This window comes from Streptomyces sp. CRCS-T-1 (assembly GCF_024442335.1).
Classification (GTDB): domain Bacteria; phylum Actinomycetota; class Actinomycetes; order Streptomycetales; family Streptomycetaceae; genus Streptomyces; species Streptomyces koelreuteriae.
In genome coordinates this window covers 8167447-8184225 of the sequence record NZ_CP101651.1, presented here as the reverse complement: position 1 = coordinate 8184225, position 16779 = coordinate 8167447, and the positions used below count along the sequence as shown (strand labels likewise).

The 16779-nt window shown below is 70.2% G+C and carries 13 protein-coding genes and 2 pseudogenes; 9 read left to right on the top strand and 6 right to left on the bottom strand.

Annotation, left to right across the window (positions count from 1 at the left end):
• The first annotated feature begins 13 nt into the window (after positions 1-13).
• Complete coding sequence (locus NNW99_RS36995) at positions 14-1360, top strand: sodium:proton antiporter (RefSeq protein WP_215123658.1); 1347 nt, start codon at positions 14-16, stop codon at positions 1358-1360.
• A gap of 141 nt (positions 1361-1501) precedes the next feature.
• On the opposite strand, the gene NNW99_RS36990 is transcribed toward NNW99_RS36995, so the two are convergent.
• Complete coding sequence (locus tag NNW99_RS36990) at positions 1502-2845, bottom strand: VCBS repeat-containing protein (protein ID WP_215123656.1); 1344 nt, start codon at positions 2843-2845, stop codon at positions 1502-1504.
• 250 nt (positions 2846-3095) lie between these two features.
• A pseudogene (locus tag NNW99_RS36985) lies at positions 3096-3323 on the bottom strand (2-oxo acid dehydrogenase subunit E2); the annotation flags it as partial.
• Between the two features lie 180 nt (positions 3324-3503).
• Between NNW99_RS36985 and NNW99_RS36980 the strand changes: the two are divergent.
• The 3 genes from NNW99_RS36980 to NNW99_RS36970 all read left to right on the top strand — a co-directional run bounded on the left by NNW99_RS36980 (position 3504) and on the right by NNW99_RS36970 (position 6331).
• A complete protein-coding gene (locus NNW99_RS36980) occupies positions 3504-4025 on the top strand; it encodes a phosphopantetheine-binding protein (protein ID WP_215123654.1) in 522 nt (173 codons plus the stop codon).
• Positions 4026-4142: 117 nt separating this feature from the next.
• Positions 4143-4862: a hypothetical protein gene (locus NNW99_RS36975; RefSeq protein WP_215123652.1), complete on the top strand. Its 720-nt coding sequence runs from the start codon at positions 4143-4145 to the stop codon at positions 4860-4862.
• 446 nt (positions 4863-5308) lie between these two features.
• Entirely contained in the window at positions 5309-6331 is a 1023-nt protein-coding gene (locus NNW99_RS36970; RefSeq protein WP_215123650.1) for a DNA-directed RNA polymerase subunit alpha, read from the top strand.
• 14 nt (positions 6332-6345) lie between these two features.
• On the opposite strand, the gene NNW99_RS36965 is transcribed toward NNW99_RS36970, so the two are convergent.
• The gene (locus NNW99_RS36965) at positions 6346-6810 is read right to left on the bottom strand and encodes a carboxymuconolactone decarboxylase family protein (RefSeq protein WP_215123648.1); all 465 of its coding nucleotides are present in this window, start codon (positions 6808-6810) and stop codon (positions 6346-6348) included.
• On the opposite strand from NNW99_RS36965, the pseudogene NNW99_RS36960 reads away from it, so the two are divergent.
• A pseudogene (locus NNW99_RS36960) lies at positions 6736-7639 on the top strand (sigma factor). The gene NNW99_RS36965 and the pseudogene NNW99_RS36960 sit on opposite strands and share 75 nt — an antisense overlap.
• 294 nt (positions 7640-7933) lie before the next feature.
• Complete coding sequence (locus tag NNW99_RS36955; protein ID WP_215123646.1) at positions 7934-10084, top strand: MMPL family transporter; 2151 nt, start codon at positions 7934-7936, stop codon at positions 10082-10084.
• A 395-nt stretch (positions 10085-10479) separates the two neighbouring features.
• Here the strand turns inward: NNW99_RS36955 and NNW99_RS36950 are convergent, their stop codons facing one another.
• From NNW99_RS36950 to NNW99_RS36940, 3 genes are all read right to left on the bottom strand, one after another.
• Complete coding sequence (locus tag NNW99_RS36950; protein ID WP_215123644.1) at positions 10480-11931, bottom strand: HAMP domain-containing sensor histidine kinase; 1452 nt, start codon at positions 11929-11931, stop codon at positions 10480-10482.
• A complete protein-coding gene (locus NNW99_RS36945) occupies positions 11928-12620 on the bottom strand; it encodes a response regulator transcription factor (protein WP_285439961.1) in 693 nt (230 codons plus the stop codon). Before NNW99_RS36945 ends, NNW99_RS36950 begins: the two co-directional genes overlap by 4 nt.
• 573 nt (positions 12621-13193) lie before the next feature.
• Positions 13194-14087, bottom strand: coding sequence for a LysR family transcriptional regulator (locus tag NNW99_RS36940; RefSeq protein ID WP_215123641.1), 894 nt, complete (start codon positions 14085-14087; stop codon positions 13194-13196).
• Positions 14088-14226: 139 nt separating this feature from the next.
• Here NNW99_RS36940 and NNW99_RS36935 point away from each other — a divergent pair, with 139 nt between their 5' ends.
• From NNW99_RS36935 to NNW99_RS36925, 3 genes are all read left to right on the top strand, one after another.
• Complete coding sequence (locus NNW99_RS36935) at positions 14227-15045, top strand: 3'(2'),5'-bisphosphate nucleotidase CysQ (RefSeq protein WP_215123639.1); 819 nt, start codon at positions 14227-14229, stop codon at positions 15043-15045.
• 41 nt (positions 15046-15086) lie between these two features.
• The gene (locus NNW99_RS36930) at positions 15087-15683 is read left to right on the top strand and encodes an NADPH-dependent F420 reductase (RefSeq protein WP_215123637.1); all 597 of its coding nucleotides are present in this window, start codon (positions 15087-15089) and stop codon (positions 15681-15683) included.
• 208 nt (positions 15684-15891) lie between these two features.
• Positions 15892-16667 (top strand): IS5 family transposase gene (locus NNW99_RS36925; RefSeq protein WP_370869184.1). Its coding sequence is split into 2 segments (ribosomal slippage): positions 15892-16180 and positions 16180-16667, totalling 777 coding nucleotides; the frame shifts between segments, so codons are not numbered across the junction.
• Positions 16668-16779: the final 112 nt, after the last annotated feature.

Below are 16779 nucleotides of genomic sequence, written 5' to 3'. Positions count from 1 at the left end.
CGGGTGAGGCACGGTGAGCGGCAGCGTGTGGGCGGGGGCGGCCGTGGTCGCCGTGACGGCGGGGTACGCCCTCTTCTCCCGGCGGCTGGCCACGACCGTCGTGTCGGCGCCGATGGTGTTCACCGGCTGCGGGATCGCCATCGGCCCGATCGGGCTCGGCCTGCTCGACCTGGAGCAGGACGCGGGGCCGGTGCTCACCCTGGTCGAAGCCGCCCTGACGCTGGTCCTGTTCACCGACGCGATGTCCGTACGGCGACGGGATCTGCGCCTGGGCGGCTTCCTCCCCGGCCGTCTGCTGGGGATCGGTCTGCCCTTGACCATCGGGGCGGGCTGGCTGCTGGCGTGGCCCCTGCTGCCGGGGCTGACGCTGTGGGAACTGGCCCTGCTCGGTGCGGTTCTCGCGCCGACCGACGCCGCTCTCGGCAAGACGGCGGTGTCCGACCGGCGTGTCCCGCCGCTGGTGCGCGGCGGACTGAACGTCGAATCCGGCCTCAACGACGGTATGGCGCTGCCCTTCTTCGTGCTCTTCCTCGCGGCTCTGCCGGGAACGATGGCCTCGGAGGAGGGAGCCGGCGGAGTCTTCTGGCGCGCGCTCGTGCTCAGCACCGTATGGGGCCTTATCGCGGGAGGCCTCGGCGGGTGGCTGTTGCGCTGGTCGCGTGCGAAGGGCTGGATCAGCGGTGACTGGCGGCAGACCTTCGTCCTGGCCGTGGCCGGGGGCTCGTACACCGTGGCCGTCGCCTTCGACGGAAGCGGCTTCATCGCGGCCTGGGTGGCCGGGTTCGCCTTCGGTGTGGCCCTGCGGCGCAGCGGACCGGCGAAGACGGCGGCGGCACCTCCCCGGGAACCCACTGAGACGCCCCGGAAGACACCGGCTCAGGAACCGGACGCCGTCGACGACTCCGCCGGTCTCGCCGGTCATCTCGCCGACCTGCTCGCCTCGTTGAGCTTCCTGGTCTTCGGTGCCGTTCTGCTCGGGCCGACGCTGGACGACCTCGACTGGCGGATCGTCGTCTACGCCGTACTGAGCCTCACCGTGATCCGGATGCTGCCGGTCGCCCTCTCCCTGACCGGGTCCGGCCTGGCCCTTCCCACGATCGCCTACATCGGATGGTTCGGACCGCGCGGCCTCGCCTCCGTCGTCTTCGGACTCCTCCTGGTGGAGGAACACGTCCCGGGCGTTCAGCTCCTCGGCCGGGTCATCGCGGTCACCGTCGCGCTCAGCATCCTCCTGCACGGCATGTCGGCCGTGGTCCTCGCGAAGCGCTACGGCACCTGGTATCGGAAAGCCACCGCCCGGCGACCACACCTGCGCGAGAACCTGCCCGGGGAGGGAGAGACCGGGCACGCGCCGCCCTAGGCACGATAGGGAGAGCGGACGGACCCAGCGACGAGGACACGCAGTCGCTTCGACCGAGAGGCCATGACCGCGGAGGACACCGGGCGCCCGAGCTCGTCGCGCACCGCCCAGAGCACCACAGCCTTCCAGGTATGGGAGAACCTACGAACCTTGGCCCTTGCTGGGGGAGGCCGGGAAGGATGCCTCGTCGCGGTCCGTGCCATCGGTGATCCACCATCCGTCACCGCCGAGAAGGGCCAGTTCCGCGCGGCCGTCGCCGTCCCAGTCGTGGACGGCGAAGAGTCCGGCGTCGACGGGGCCGTCGTCGCCCGGCACGGAGCGCTTGGTGGTGCGCCAGGGCTTCGATCCGAGCCCGTGCTCGGAGCCGCCCCGCAGCACCTCGATCCGCGCGTCCCCCGCCTCCTTCTTCCTGGTGAGCTGCACGGCCAGGTCGTCGCAGCCGTCGCCGTCGAAGTCTCCGGCGGCGAGCCTGGCGCCGAAGCCCTCCTTGAAGTCGCCGCCGTCCATGGTGACCCACTCCCCCGGCTCCTTCCCGTAGCGGACGCTGACCTGGCCGCGCCGGTGAGGTGTGTCGACCTCGTCGTAGCTGTCGACGAAGCTCCGGCCGATGGCGACGTCCTGCCGCCCGTCGCCGTCGAAGTCGCCGAAGACGACGTTCTCGCCTTCCGGCAGCCGCTCGGGCTCCTTGCTCAGGCCGCCGGCGGTACGGGCGCCGCCCGTGAACAGCAGGGGCGGATCCCACGGGGAGTCGTAGAGCGCGAGATCGGTGGCGCGGTCGTCGTTCGCGTCCCCGGCGACCAGCACGGGTGACGCGCCCTCGTGGACCGGGCTGGGGATCTCCACGGTCCTGGTGGGAGCACCGGAGCGCTTGAACGGCCCCTTGAGGACGACCAGTTCCTGATCCTCGTTCGAGAACCTGAAGACCGCGAGGTCGGTGTGGCCGTCCCCGTCGAAGTCGCCGGCGATCGGCGCGGTGCTGTATCCGCTGCCCGGCAGTGGGACACGCCCCTGCGGTCCGCCGGCCTGCGGGCCCTTGGGGCCTCCCCACAGCACCTGGGCGGCGCCGCTGACGACGAGGTCGGCATGACCGTCCTCATCCAGGTCGGCGACCGTGGGCTGCCACGGATCGTCGCCCGTCTGGATGTCGTCCGGCAGACCGAGGTCGTCGTGGGTGAGGACGGTCGTGCGGTCGTGGTCCGGTCCGTGCTCGGAGCCGGGCACGACGGTCACGTCGAAGCTCTCCGCCCTGTCGGAGATCTCATGCACCAGATCATCGAAGCCGTCCCCGTCGAGGTCGAGGGCCGCGGGCGTGTCCTCGCGCGCCGAATCGGCCGGTCGGCAGGGGCTGTTGGGCACCGAGCGCGCGCCGTCGGACGGAAGAAGGGCGACGAACGCCACGACGGCCACCACGACGAGAAAGGCCGGCACGGCGTGCCACATGCGCAGGTGGAGGAAGAACGGACCGCCTGCTTTCGGAAAGTGCATCAGCCCACTTCACGGGCGTGGCCGCGGCCCGCACAAGGAAGCTGATCATTTTGTTACGGGGGTGATGCACGGCCCCGGGCCGACGTCTTCGACCCTGTGGCCGAGCGACAGGTCCCATCGGCTTGGTCCGGTGTTCTCGGGAGCGGTGACGCACGCGATCACGTGGCGCAGGAATCCGGCCGCGGGCCGCGGTGCCGCCGGTGAGGTGGCAGGCGGGGACCGTGTCACGCCGGGCGAGGTCGGTGAGGCGGCGCAGGTCGGCGGCGAGAGTGTCGAGGGGCAGCCGGTCGGCGTTCCGTATGACGGGAACGCCCAGGCCGTGCTCGGTCTGGGCGGCGAACCCGAGGTGCACGTGCGGCAGCCGGACGATCTCCGCCCGGCTGGTGTCCACCGGTGCGTTCAGTTCGGGGAAGGCGGCGAGCCCGGAGAGGCAGGCCCGTGTCGCGGGTGTCACGGGCGGCGAGCAGGCCGGTGGCATCGGCGTCCGCCCAGATGGTGACGGAGGGTGTGTGGCGGTGGGCATGGAGGAACTTCTCCGCGGCCGCGTCGAGGGGGATGCGGACGCCTGACCGATGAGTGGCTTCGCGTTCACGGTGCTCCGAGTGGCCAGCCTTGTTCACCTCGAGGCCACTGCGGTCTCCGGTTCCGCTGTCACGCGATGCGCGTCCGCCCGGCCCCCTCCCAGCAACCCACCGGCACGCAGGGGCTGTGGATCGAGGACGTCCCCGTTCCGTCCAGGGACCCGCTCGCCGAACGCCGCCGCGTCACCGAACTCGCCCGCCTCCTGCTGGAGGACCCCGACGTGCGCACCGCGGCCGTCGTGGTACTCCGCGACGACCCGACCGATGCCGCCACGGCCACGATGGACGCCTACGTGGTCCTGTCGCCCGGGGCCGACCCCACCACGATCCGCGAACGGGACGCAGGTGTCTTGCCCGACTACATGCTCCCCGCCACCGATGACCTCACCATGACGCTCACGGAGATCTGGAGCGACGTCCTCGGCGTCCCGGTCGGCCCGGACGATGACTTGTTCGAACTCGGCGGCAACTCCCTCTTCGCCGTCCGCATCGCCGCCGCCCAACGCACCCGCGGCGTCACACCCCTGCGCCTGCGGGAGCTGTACCGTCACCCGAAGATCCGCGAATCGGTGGGGATTCTCAGGTCTTTGGACGGGTGACGGGCGCCCACGACGTGCACCGACTCCGGCTCACGGTGCCCACACACTCCAGGAGTCGAGGCTGATCACGGCCGGAAATGAGTATGCGGCTGCGTGGCGTCCGCCGATCATGTGTGGATGACCGATCAGATGGCGATCAGCACCTTGACTTTGCGGCACAGGATCCCGGACGACTGGGCGGCGGATCCATGGGCCGAGGTACGACCCCTGATTGACGGCGTAGACGTTCTGGAGGGCGTCCACCCGGAAGGGGTGGCACCCAATTGCCGACACTGGACAGGCCCGGCCGAGAGCTGGCCGCTGACGGTCACGAAGGAGCCGCGCAGAGTCATGATCACCGAGCCGCCCTGCACCGCCGGCTGCTGCGGCGCCCTGTACGTCACCATGCGCCGCGAGGGCGACCGGGTGATCTGGGACGCCTGGGAGAACACCAGCGACGTCACTGCCGTGCCTGCGGACATCCGCTTCGATGCCGCCCAGTACGAAGCCGAACTCGCGCGGGCTGCAGCGGACCGCAGCTGGGAAGAGCCGGTGGACACCGTTGCCCGCCTGCTGGAGCAGACCCTTACCGACAGCGGCTGGTTCGAGCAATGGGGCTGCGTTCTCACGGGTGTATGGCCACGACGCGCGGAGCCCGACATCCCCGAGGAGTTCACCAGCCCCGAGGGGGTCGATGTCGAGTTCCACGAGGTCCTCCAGGCTCCTGGGGAGCGTGCGTGTTCCTACGGGTACGAATTGTTCGTCACGCACGATCAGCCCGTGGAGGAGCAGGCACGACAGCTCGCGGCCCGCATTCTGGCGGACGATCCGCGGAAGACTGCTGAGCTTCGAGGTTGAGACTGCCGACGGGCCCGGCTGGCGGGCACCACGTCAGGATGGTGCACTCGGCATTGAGCGTGCGCTGTCCAGCTCGCGACAAGGCCCTGCACTCATCAGCATTTCCATGCTCTCCCGGTCATCACACTTCGTGGCCGCCGCGAGCGGGGCCTGCTCGGTCGCTCGGCGCTGCATGATGCCGGAGCGGTACGTCGGCCTGTTCCTGGAGGACCCGCGATCGGTGCCGTGCCGGTGGTCGAGCACCTGGCCGCGCAGTCGGCATCGAGGCCCCGTAGATGCCGGGCAGCACTGGTCGACGTGCACGAGCCGGGCCCGGTCGGCGGGGGCAAGGCTCGCAACCTCCTGGCCGAGGGCGGTTCGGCGCCTGCGGAGACTCGTATCGCCTCGTACCCTTCACTTATCCACAGCGCCACTAGCGGGCGCGAAATCACTGGAGGCAACACCCCGTGCTGATCGCTCAGCGTCCATCCCTGGCCGAAGAGGTCGTCGACGAATTCCGCTCCCGGTTCGTGATCGAGCCGCTGGAGCCGGGCTTCGGCTACACCCTCGGCAACTCCCTGCGCCGGACCCTGCTGTCCTCGATCCCGGGTGCGGCGGTCACGTCCATCCGCATCGACGGTGTCCTGCACGAGTTCACCACCGTGCCGGGCGTCAAGGAGGACGTCACCGACCTGATCCTCAACATCAAGCAGCTGGTCGTCTCCTCGGAGCACGACGAGCCGGTCGTGATGTACCTGCGCAAGCAGGGCCCGGGTCTGGTCACCGCCGCCGACATCGCGCCCCCGGCCGGTGTCGAGGTGCACAACCCCGACCTCGTCCTCGCCACGCTCAACGGCAAGGGCAAGCTGGAGATGGAGCTGACGGTCGAGCGTGGCCGCGGCTATGTCTCCGCCGTGCAGAACAAGCAGGTCGGCCAGGAGATCGGCCGGATCCCGGTCGACTCGATCTACTCGCCGGTGCTCAAGGTCACGTACAAGGTCGAGGCCACGCGTGTCGAGCAGCGGACCGACTTCGACAAGCTGATCGTCGACGTCGAGACCAAGCAGGCCATGCGTCCGCGTGACGCCATGGCGTCGGCCGGCAAGACCCTGGTCGAGCTGTTCGGTCTGGCCCGTGAGCTCAACATCGACGCCGAGGGCATCGACGTAGGCCCGTCCCCGACGGACGCCGCCCTGGCCGCCGACTTGGCGCTGCCGATCGAGCAGCTCGACCTCACGGTCCGCTCCTACAACTGCCTCAAGCGCGAGGGCATCCACTCCGTGGGTGAGCTCATGGCGCGTTCCGAGGCGGACCTGCTCGACATCCGCAACTTCGGTACGAAGTCCATTGACGAGATCAAGGCCAAACTGGCCGGCATGGGCCTGGGCCTCAAGGACAGCCCGCCCGGAATCGACCCGACCGCTGCAGCCGACGCCTTCGGTGCACACGACGACGAGAACGGGCCTTTTATGGAGACCGAGCAGTACTGAATGCCGCGCTGGGCTCAGCGCCAGGTCTGGCCGTCCGGTTCCTTGATGGTGCGGTTGATCCTGTTGAAGAAGTTGGTCAGCGCGATCTCCAAGTTGATCGCGCCGAGCTGCTCCTCAGTGAAATGGGCGTTGACCTCTTCCCAGATCTCGTCGGTGACTCCCTCCGCACCGTCCTGCAGCCGGGTGGCGGCCTCGGCCGGCGCCAGTGCCGCGCGCTCCGCATGGGTGTAGAACGGAGCCTCACGCCACGCCGCTACGTTGTGCAGCCGCTCGTCGGTGTCACCGGCCTTCTTCCCTCCGGCGACACCGGCGTGGACGCACGCCGAGCAGGTGTTGATCTGGCTGGCGCGCAGGTGGACCAGCGCAAGCAGCTTCGGGTCGACGCCCCCGGCGGCGATCGCCTTCTGCAGGTCCCCGACCGCTTTCCACACGCCGGGGTTGTCGGTGCCGATCCGATCGCCGAGGCCTTCGAGGCGCACAGCGACCGGCTCACAGCCGTTGCCTACTGCGTGCTCGGCTCGCACGCCGACGCGGACGACGTCGTACAGGAGGCGTGGCTGCGTCTGTCCCGCCAGGACGCCGACGCCATCGACAATCTCGGCGGCTGGCTGACCACCATGGTCGGCCGCATCAGCCTCGATCTTCTACGCTCGGGCCGCACGCGCCCGACAGTTCCCCTCGACGACCGGCCGCCCGAACTCACCGTGACGCTCGACGATGGCCCGGCTCCGGAAGAGCTTGTGGCACTGGGCGACTCGGTGGGCCTGGCGCTGTTGACGGTCCTGGACTCGCTGCGCCCCGACGAGCGCCTGGCGTTCGTGCTGCACGACGTGTTCGCCGTGCCCCACGGGGAGATCAGCACCGTCCCCGGCAGGTCGGTCCACCGACGCGACCAAGATGCTCACCAGCCGCGCCCGCCGGAAGGTGCAGGCGGCGCGGCAGTCGGCAAGCGACCGACAGCACCAACGCGAGGTGGTCGGGGCGTTCTTGGCCGCGGCCCGCGAGGGCCGGTTCGAACGGCTGCTGGAAGTCCTCCACCCCGAGGTGGAGTTCACCGTCCACACCCCCGGCGGACGTTTCGTCACCATCGGGGCCACCAGGGTCACCGGCCGCGCCCGAGTGGCCGGCGGCACGGCCCACGGACATGCGGCGACCGTCAACGGGCGCCCCGGCGTCATTGCCTGGAACGAGGACGGCACCCCGCTGTCCCTGCTCGCCTTCACCGTCACCGACGGCCGCATCACCGAGATCACCGCCATGGTCGACCCGGCCGAACTCACGCTCACGGACCTGCCGGAACCGGTGTGACTCTCCACCGGCGAACTGCCGTGAGTGCCCCGCACCGATCGGCGGAGAGTCCTGAAGTACAACGACCGCCCGCACGGACCGGGTGGACGTCGACGCGTTACTCATCCGGCCCGACGGCTGTGTCGCCTGAGCCTTGCCTCCCGGGCAGGACCTCGACGCCACCACGCTGGTGCGTGCGCTGGGCACATGGTTCGGCCAACCGGCCTGAGCACCGTATTAACAGTCGCCTCAGGTTCGCTCGGTACGAAGTAGGCGTCCAGACAAGCGATGTAACGCGTATGTAGGAGGCCAGTGATGGCAGTCAACGCAGCGCCGTCCGGGGAAGCGCCGGCCGGTCGGTTGGCAGGCCGGTGGGTGCCGTGGTTAGTGATCGGATTGTGGCTGGTGCTGGCGGCGGGCATGGTGCCGCTGAGCGGAAAGCTGAGCTCGGTCACCACCGACAGCGCCGTGGACACCCTGCCGGCCAGTGCCGAGTCCACCAAGGTGGCGGTGCTGGAGGACAGTCTCCCCGACGGTGAGAGCAACACGTTCGTCTTCGTGTACCACCGCGCCGGCGGCATGACCGACGCCGACCGCGCGACGGTCGAGCGCCACTACGAAACCCTTGCCAAGCGGTACCCGCCGAAGGCGACGGCGGCGGCCGGCGAGGACGACGAGGGCTCACCGACGAGCCCCTCCACCGACCGCGAGGCGATGATGTTCACCCTCGAGGTGAGCACGACCCACGGCGAACCGGAGGCCATCGTCGGCCCGTTGCGTAACGCCGCGAAGGACCGCCCCTTGGGCCTGGAACTCGACGTGACCGGCCCGGGCGCGATCGACGGCGACATGGACGCCGTCTTCGACGGCATCGACGAGCAGGTCCTCCTCACCACCATCGCCGTCGTCACGCTCCTGCTCATTCTCACCTACCGCAGCCCGGTGTTGTGGATCATCCCGCTGGTGGCCGTGGGCGCGGCCGCACTGACCTCGATGGGGACCGTCTACCTGCTCGTCAAGGGCTTCGGCATCGTGGTCAACGACCAGAACTCGGCGCTGCTGACGATCCTGGTATTCGGCGTCGGCACGGACTACGCGCTGCTGCTCATCGCTCGATATCGGGAGACACTGCACCATCATGAGAACGTCCGGGTCGCGATGGTCCACGCGCTCCGCGGGGCGGCGCCGGCCATCGTCGCGTCCGCGGCCACCGTGGTCGCCGGCCTGCTCTGCCTGCTCGTCGCGGACCTGAACAGCACCAGCGGGTTGGGCCCGATCGGCGCGGCCGGCATCCTGTGCGCGCTGGTGGCCATGCTGACGCTGTTCCCGGCAGTGCTCGTGGTGCTCGGCAGGCGGATCTTCTGGCCGGCCATCCCGCGGTTCAGCACGGCCGTGGAGGAGAAGCCGGGGCTGTGGGGACGGCTCGGCACGGCCATCAGCCGCCGCCGGTGGGTGGCGACGCTCGGCTCGCTCGGAGTCCTCGGCGTGCTCGCCCTCGGACTGGCGGGCAACACCGGCGCCCTGCGGGAGCAGGACCAGTTCCTGTCCGCGCCGGAGTCGGTCACCGGCTTCACCGTTCTCCGCCAGCACTTCCCGGAGCTCGGCGGCCAGCCGATGACGGTCCTCACGCGACCGGCGCAGCAAGAGCGGGTGCTCGACATCGTCAAGGACACTCGCGGTGTGGCCCTGGCCGTCCCGGAGCAGACCAGCGGTGGCTGGGCCAACATCTCCGTGTTCCCGAAGGACGCGCCGGACACCGTCGCGGAGTACGACACGATCAAGAGGGTGCGCACCGCCGTGCACGCGGTGAGCGGGGCGGAGGCGATCGTCGGCGGGCCGAGTGCGGAGAACCTCGACACCGAGGTGACCACCAAGCGCGACGAGAAGCTGGTGATCCCGCTGGTGCTCGCCGTCGTCCTGATCGTCCTCGGGCTGCTGCTGCGCGCGATCCTGGCCCCGCTGGTCCTGATGGCCACCGTGATCGTCTCATTCGCCGCGGCCTTCGGCGGCAGCGTATTCGTCTTCGACACGATCCTCGGGTTCAAGGGGATCGACTATTCGGTGCCGCTGCTGGCATTCCTGTTCCTGGTGGCGCTCGGCGTCGACTACAACATCTTCCTGGCCAGCCGGGCCCGGGAGGAGACCGTGCGTCTCGGCACCAGAGAGGGCATGCTCAAAGCCCTCTCGGCCACCGGTGGCGTCATCACCTCGGCAGGCCTGGTCCTGGCGGCCACGTTCGCGGTCCTCGTCACACTTCCGCTGGTGATGCTGGTGGAGGTCGGGTTCCTGGTCGCCTTCGGCGTGCTGCTCGACGCCCTGCTGGTGCGGTCGGTCCTGGTGCCCGCCCTCACCTTGCTGATCGACCGGCGGATGTGGTGGCCGAGCCGGCTGTCCCGGCCGGCGGCGGAGCTGCCGGACGGTCAACAGCCGCTCGCCGACGACGAGGAGCCCGCGCTGCAACGGTGAGCGCGGCGGCACGAACGAGATCCGGGACGGGCCCCAGGCCCGTCCCGGATCTTTCTCATGGGCCCGACGGCCGCCGCCCTTTGGTCTCCTGCGCCACGCGGCCGGGCCGTGCGGCCGGGGCTGGGGTCGGGCCGTGCGGCCGGGGCTGGGGTCGGGCCGTGCGGCCGGGGCTGAGGTCGGGCCGTGCGGCCGGGGCTGAGGTCGGGCCGTGCGGCCGGGGCTGAGGTCGGGCCGTGCGGCCGGGGCTGAGGTCGGGCCGTGCGGCCGGGGCTGAGGTCGGGCCGTGCGGCCGGGGCTGAGGTCGGCGCACCGCGGTGTCCTGCCCTGCCGGTGAGCCGCGCGGGGCCATGCCGAGGGCCGCCGTCCCTTGTTCTGCGCCGCGCCGCCGGGGCGGGTCAGCGAACCGCGGTGTCATCCCCGGTGGTGAGCCGATCGATCGGGGCGGGCGGGGCCGCGGCCGGGAGGTCGACCCGAAGGAGCGCGCCACCGCGTGCGGAGCGGGCGACGGTGGCCCGGCCGCCGTGGGCGTCGACGACCCGCTGCACGATCGACAGCCCCAGACCGGATCCCGGCAACGCCCGGGCGCTGTCGGCACGGTAGAACCGGTCGAACACCCGCGGTACGTCGGCGGCGTCGATGCCCGGCCCGGCGTCGTCGACCTCGAGCACCGCCGACGTGCCCTCGGCACTCAGCCGGACCTGGACCGGCTGGTCCGCGGGAGACCACTTGCCGGCGTTGTCGATGAGGTTGAGCACCGCCCGCTCGAGCGCAGCGGGACGCCCGCTCACCCACACAGAGGTCACATCGAGCGCGACCTCGATGTCGGGCATGCGGGAACGCGCCCGGGTCGCGGCGGCCACCACCACGTCGGCGAGGTCGAGCAGCTCGGTGCTCTCGTCGCTGATGTCACCGCGCGCCAGGTCGGTCAGCTCGGCGACAAGGGTGCTCAACTCGGCCACCTGGGCGCCGAGATCGTTGAGCAGCCGGGTCCGGCTCTCCGCCGGCAGTGCGCTGTCCAGGGTGCCGCGCTGATCGAGCCGGATCAGCAGCTCGACGTTGAGGCGCAGGCTGGTGAGCGGGGTCTTGAGCTCGTGGGCGGCGTCCTCGGCGAGCAGCCGCTGGGCCCGCCGGGAGTCCCGGAGCGCGGCGAGCATGTCGTTGATCGACTGGATCAGCCGCCGGATCTCCCCACCGCCCTCATCCGGGATGTCGGCGTCGAGCTCCCGGGTGTGCGCGACACGTACCGCGGCGGCGGTCAGCCGGTCGATCGGTGCCAGCCCGGTCCGCGCCACGGTCCGCCCGACAAGGGCGCCACCGACCACGCAGAGCAGCCCGATCAGCAGCATGCCGAACCCGAACTGGTTGATCGGGCTGTCGTCGGCGACGTGGGCCACCTGGACCGCGCCGTCGCCCGCCCGCAGCGTGTAGATGAGGTAGCCGTCGTCGTCGCTGTCGTTCGACTCCATCAGGTCGGCCGACGCGCCCTGCGCCACGCGCCCGGCGTGCTCGCTGACCGGGGGCAGCGCGGGTTGGCCGGCCGGCGTCCGGGTCGAGCCGTCGGGCAGGATGACCCGCACCAGCCGACCGGCTCCGGGATACGGCGGTAGCTGGACCCGCGCCAGACCGGCGCGCTCCGCGGTCGTCGCCAGGACGCGGGAGTCGGCGCGCAGCTGATTCTCGGCGGTGTCCTGCAGCTCCCAGCCCAGTAGCTCGCTGGCCACCTGGAAGGCCACGAACACGCTGACCGCGATGGCCGTCGCCGCGATCACCGTCAGCCTGGTCCGCAGGGACCGCCGGCGCCACCATCGGGTCAGCCGGCGCGGTTCCCGGGCGGCGGGCCTGCTCACGGAGGAGTCTCCCGCAACGTGTATCCCAGGCCGCGCAGCGTGTAGATCAATCGCGGCTCACCCTCGGCCTCCAACTTGCGACGCAGGTAGCTCACGTACACCTGGAGGTTGTTGGCGGTGGAACTCATGCCGAAGCCCCAGATCGCCTCGAACAGCGCGTCGCGGGTCACGACCCGGGTCGCGTTGCACATGAGGACCTGCAGGAGGGAGAACTCGGTCCGGGTCAGGTGCAGCGGCCGCCCGCCCCGCCACGCCTCGAACCTGTCGGGGTCGAGCCGGACGTCGGCGAACGACAGGATCTGCGACTCCTCGTCGGTCGGCGTGCGCCGGCGCAGCAGGGCCCGCACCCGGGCCAGTAACTCCTCGGTGGCGAACGGCTTGGGCAGGTAGTCGTCGGCGCCCGCGTCCAGCCCCGCGACCCGGTCGGAGACCTGGTCACGGGCGGTCAGCATCAGCACCGGCAGATCCTGACCCGCGGCCCGCAACCGCCGGCAGGTCTCCAACCCGCCGAGGCGGGGCATCATCACGTCGAGGAGCAGCAGATCCAGCGTGTCACCGCCGGCCCCACCGACCCCGTCGAGCACGGCGAAACCGTTGGCGACGGTGCTGGTGTCGTAACCCTCGACCTGGAGCACCCGCTCCAGCGACTCACGGATGGACACGTCATCATCCGCGATCATGATCCGCACGCCGGCCCGCCCCCTTCCAGTCGATGCTTTTTCCGCTCATTGTCCCCGATCAACCTGAGGCGAGGATTAGAGCGTCGCTGGGGACCGCGCTCTTACGGATACCTAAGAAATGGAACCTGCCTTGGCTCTTGAGCAGGGGAGGACCAGATGACCAGCATCGCACCCGGCAATCAGAGGACGTCGGCGCCGGCCGCCCTGGGCTGAAGGCACGGTTGCACGGCATGACGAACACCGAGCCGCCGCACGAATGGGACCGGACGCTCATGGACGCTGGCTTCACCGTGGACGCGCGCGGGGCCCTTCGAGATCCGCCTCACCGCCTCCCAGGCCGGTCCGGCGTTGGGCCGCTACGCGCAGATCTGTCTGACCATGCTGCGCTCCCACGCCGACGACACGTTGGAAGCGGATGACCTGGCCGCCCTCGACCCTCTTGAACGAGACCCACCCGCTCGGCATCGTGCGCCGTGGTGACCTGAGCATCCGCACGACACGCACCACCCGGTTTCTCCGATGCCGAGTCCCGCTCTTGGGGCTCGCCCATGGCCTGAGGCTGCTGTGGCAGCGCGACGCTCCTCACATGGCCAGCGCGGTGCGCGCCAGCCCGCGCAGCCAGGCGTGGGCGTGATCGGTGTCGTAGCGCTGATGCCACGACAGATATATCGGTGCCGACGGCAATTCGAGCGGGAGGGGGAGCACGACCAGGCCGAGGTCGGCGACCGCTGACCTCGTGGTGGCTTCGGGGACGCTGACCAGGAGATCGGAGCCGCGCGCGAACTCCAGCGCGGCCGCTTCCGTGGGCGCGGTCGCCACCACGCGGCGGGTGAGATCGAGTCGCACGAGGGCGTCGTCGAGGGCGTTGCTGAGGTTTCCACGGCGCGAAACGGTGACGTGCTCGGCGGCGGCGTACCGCTTCGCGGTGACGGTCCTGACGCGGGTGAGGGGGTGCCCCTGCCTCACGACGATGACAAGGCTGGTCTCGCCCACCTTCTCGGCACGGATGTCCGGTGCGCTCGGGCGGTTGGCGTTCGCCTCCAGGTCGACCTCGCCGCGCCGCAACTCGGGGGTGTCGATGCTCGATTCCGCGACGAAGCGCAATCGCACGCCCGGCGCCTGTCCACGCACGGCCGCGAGCAGTGCGGGGCCGCTCAAGGCGACCAGGGAATCGTGCCAGCGGAGGGTGAAAGTGCGCTCCAACGTCGCCAGATCGAGTTCACGGCTCGGTGCCAGCACCCCCTGGACCTGGTGCAGCAGCTCGTGCACCTGCTCCCGGACGGCGATCGCGTACGGCGTCGGGGTCATCGTGCGGCCGGTGCGCACCAGGATCTGATCCCCGGTCGTGCGCCGGATTCGGCCCAGACTCCGGCTCATCGCGGGGGCGGTGACGTGCAGGCGCGCGGCCGCCCCGCCCACACTTCCCTCCTCCAGCAGCGCGTCGAGCGCGGCGAGGAGATTCAAATCCAATTGCATACGAGTAATCCTAGCCGTGCTTTACATGCATTTGAAGTTAATGATTGCGCTCTATACCTTCGAGACGAAAGCGCAAGAAGCAAGGCGCAGTTCGGGCCGCGACCGGCCCCATCACCCCTCCTCACACAGGAGCACCACCATGTCCGAAACGCTTCAGACCACTGACCTCCCCGCCACCGACGCCGACCTGCTCGCCCAGACCGCGATCGCCGTCCGCGCGGCCGGTGCAGCGCTGCGCGAGCGCTTCGGCGAGATGGTCCGCTACCAGACCCGCGAAGAGCTGATGCGCGCGCTCGCCGCCAACGACGACACGGCCCTCGACATCCTGCGCCCCCGCCTCACGCGCCTGCGTCCGGACGCCGGCTGGGTGGAGGACGAGCTGGACGGCGGGGCGCTGCCGCCCGGCGAATGGTGGGTCGTGGATCCGGCCGAAGGCAACGTCAACCACCTGCACGCCCTGCCGGACTGGGCGGTGACCGCCACCCTCGTGCGTGAGAACCAGCCGGTGCTCACCGCCGTCCACCTGCCGTTGACCGGCGAGACCTACACCGCGCTCACCGGCGCGGGCGCCCACCTCGACGGCCGGCCGCTGCACGTCTCCCGGACCGCGGACCTCGGCCTGAGCATCGTGGCCACCAGCCAGGCCCGGCCGGACGAGGACGAGAAGGTTGTGCGGCGCGTCGGTTCCTCGATCACCGCGATGCTCTTCGACGCGCTCGTCGTCCGCACCTCCGTGCCCGCGACCCTGCACCTGCTGAACGTGGCCGCCGGCCGGATCGACGCCTTCTGGCAGTTCGCCGGCGCCCGCGCGGACCTGCTGCCCGGGGCGCTGCTCGTCACCGAGGCCGGCGGACGGATCTCCGACACCGAGGGCCGCCCCTGGACCCCGCAGAGCGAGAGCTTCCTGGCCACCGCACCCGGCGTCCACGCCGAGGCCGTCGCCACGCTCTCACGCTGACCGCGCACCACAACCTGCACCTCAGGAAGGACCAGATCACCATGACCACGATCGCAGTTCTCGGAAACGGCCGCGTCGGCGGCAACCTGGCCACAGCCCTCACCCGGGCAGGGCATGAGGTGACCGTGGCGGACCGCACGCCGGGCGCCGCCGCCGACGCCGCCCGGACAGCCCAGATCGTCATCAACGCCACCCCGGGCGCCGGCTCGCTGGACCGGCTCGTCGCCCTGCGCGAGGAACTGCGCGACAAGATCCTCGTCGACGTCTCCAACGCCACCGTCGACGGACCGGACGGACTGCCCGTCGACCTGATCTACCGCGGCTCCAGCCTCGCCGAGCAACTCCAGGAAGCGCTCCCCGAATCGCGCGTCGTCAAGACCCTCAACACCATGCTCTTCCCGGTGATGACCGCACCGGCCACGCTCACCCAGGCGCCCGATGCCTTCCTCTCCGGCGAGGACCCGCAGGCCAAGCAGACCGTCCGCCACCTGCTCATCGAGCTCGGCTGGCGCAAGGAGTGGATCACCGACCTCGGCGGGATCCAGACCGCCCGCGCCACGGAGGCCGCCATACTGTTCGTACCGCACGTGATCCGCTCCAGCGGATTCACGCCCTTCGCGATCTCGATCGCCCGCTGATCCGCACACAGTGCACCCCCGGCGGGCCCGCATCCAGAACGGATACGACAGCTCAGCCAGGGCCGGCGATTCAGCGCCGGACGGCGACCCATGGCTCCCTTCCGGCAGTCGGCCTCGCACAGAGAAATCGGCCCATCTCACGGCGGACGCGCTTGCGAAGCTAAATCCAACAAGCCATCTCATTTGGCGGGGCGGGTAGCCTTCCGGTGTGGGAATTGTTGAGCGGCTCGTGCCGGATGAGCTGTGGAAGTTGTTCCAGCGGGTGGTGCCGGAGGCGCCGACTCGTGTTCGTCGCGTCGTCGGGCTGCACGTGGCAGCAGTTGCCGTCCGGCTCGTTCGGGCCGTCGGGGCAACCGCTCACCGGCGATTCACTGAGTGGTCGAAGGCTCGGGTGTGGGCTAAGCTCCACCGCCTGGTTCTCGACGAGCTCGGGTTCCGTCGCGAGCTGGACTGGTCCCGCTGTGCGATCGACTCGGTGAATATGCGGGCTCTGAAAAGGGGGAGGTGACAGGCCCGAATCCTGTGGACCGAGGCAAGTACGGCTCGAAGATCCACTTGATCACTGAGCGGACCGGTCTGCCTCTGTCCGTCGGTATTTCCGGTGCAAATCTGCACGACAGTCAAGCCCTCGTCCCGCTGGTTCAGGGCATACCACCGATCCGGTCTCGGCGCGGCCGACGACGACGTCGTCCAGGCAAGCTGCACGGTAACAAGGGCTGCGACTACAACCATCTGCGGCGATGGTTACGCAGTCGCGGGATCACGCCCCGGCTCGCCCGCAAGGGAAAGGACTCCAGCCAGCGGCTGGGCCAGCACCGCTGGGCCATCGAACGCACCATGGCCTGGCTCGGCGGGTGCCGGCGCCCGCACCGGCGCTACGAACGCAAGGCCAGCCACTTCCTGGCCTCCGTCAGCATCGCCTGCACCCTCATCTGCTACCGCAGACTCACCAGCACGGACGATCTTCAGGACGCGTCGGCGTAGGCGAGGTGGGCTCCGCAGACGGTGCAGCGGAAGAGCATGGCGGTTGCCCCTTCGCCCAAGCTGGTCAGGAAGCGCTCAAGTCGGCTTTCGTCGTGCCAGCTGTCGGCGTACT

Excerpts from the sequence above, each read along its gene's own strand:
- NNW99_RS36940 (WP_215123641.1), bottom strand. The coding sequence starts at position 14,087 with ATGCAATTGGATTTGAATCTCCTCGCCGCGCTCGACGCGCTGCTGGAG.
- NNW99_RS36935 (WP_215123639.1), top strand. The coding sequence starts at position 14,227 with ATGTCCGAAACGCTTCAGACCACTGACCTCCCCGCCACCGACGCCGAC.
- NNW99_RS36990 (WP_215123656.1), bottom strand. The coding sequence starts at position 2,845 with ATGCACTTTCCGAAAGCAGGCGGTCCGTTCTTCCTCCACCTGCGCATG.
- NNW99_RS36980 (WP_215123654.1), top strand. The coding sequence starts at position 3,504 with ATGCGCGTCCGCCCGGCCCCCTCCCAGCAACCCACCGGCACGCAGGGG.
- NNW99_RS36930 (WP_215123637.1), top strand. The coding sequence starts at position 15,087 with ATGACCACGATCGCAGTTCTCGGAAACGGCCGCGTCGGCGGCAACCTG.
- NNW99_RS36975 (WP_215123652.1), top strand. The coding sequence starts at position 4,143 with ATGACCGATCAGATGGCGATCAGCACCTTGACTTTGCGGCACAGGATC.
- NNW99_RS36955 (WP_215123646.1), top strand. The coding sequence starts at position 7,934 with ATGGCAGTCAACGCAGCGCCGTCCGGGGAAGCGCCGGCCGGTCGGTTG.